Origin of the sequence: Desulfovibrio sp. 1188_IL3213 (assembly GCF_036763145.1) — a bacterium.
In the GTDB taxonomy this organism is placed as follows: Bacteria; Desulfobacterota; Desulfovibrionia; order Desulfovibrionales; family Desulfovibrionaceae; genus Desulfovibrio.
This window is the reverse complement of sequence record NZ_JBAIYR010000678.1, coordinates 1-827: the sequence shown is the minus strand read 5'-3', so window position 1 is coordinate 827 and position 827 is coordinate 1. Positions and strand designations below refer to the sequence as shown.

Annotated in this window: 1 protein-coding gene; it reads left to right on the top strand. The window is 54.5% G+C overall.

What is annotated here, in order from left to right:
- A partial coding sequence (locus tag V6C16_RS14490; protein ID WP_442886249.1) for an IS256 family transposase occupies nt 1-827 on the top strand: 827 nt, incomplete at both ends.

The following is an 827-nucleotide window of genomic DNA, read 5'->3' as shown; positions in this document are numbered from 1 at the left end:
AAAAAGAAAGTTCCGGTTGTCGTCGTAGATGAGCAGGAGTTGCGATCGCAAGTGTCCGAGGTTGTGCGACAAAGCGTTGAGGAGACATTGAACGGCTTGCTTGATGCCGAAGCGGATGCCTTGTGCCAGGCCAGGCGTTATGAGCGCAACGCGCAGCGAGCCAGCACCCGTGCCGGACACTACGAACGAAGTTTGCATACCAAGGCGGGAATAGTGCAACTCCAGGTCCCCAAGCTGCGGCATGTACCCTTTGAAACCGCCATCATTGAGCGCTACCGCCGCCGTGAAAGTTCCGTGGAAGAAGCGCTGGTAGAGATGTACCTAGCTGGTGTTTCCGTGCGCCGAGTGGAAGATATTACTGAAGCCCTGTGGGGCAGTCGAGTCAGTCCGAGCACCATAAGTGACTTGAATCAGAAGATTTTTGAACGTGTCGAGGAATGGCGCAACCGTCCGTTGGAGGCGAAGTATCCCTACGTGTTTGTTGATGGCATCTGGCTGAAACGCTCTTGGGGCGGTGAGGTGCAAAGTGTTTCAGTGCTTGTGGCTATCGGTGTGAGCACCAGCGGTTTTCGTGAAATTCTCGGAGTAGCTGAAGGCTCACGCGAAGACACGGAAAGCTGGCGACAATTTCTCCGATATTTGCGAGGGCGTGGCCTTGAGCGTATCGACTTGGTAGTGTCGGACAAAAGCCTTGGTTTCCTGGAGGCGCTTGGAGAATTTTACCCCAATGCCAAGTGGCAACGGTGCGTTGTGCACTTTTATCGCAACGTGCTGCATGCGGTTCCGCGCGGTAAGGCCAAAGAGGTTGCTCTGATGCTCAAAGCGAT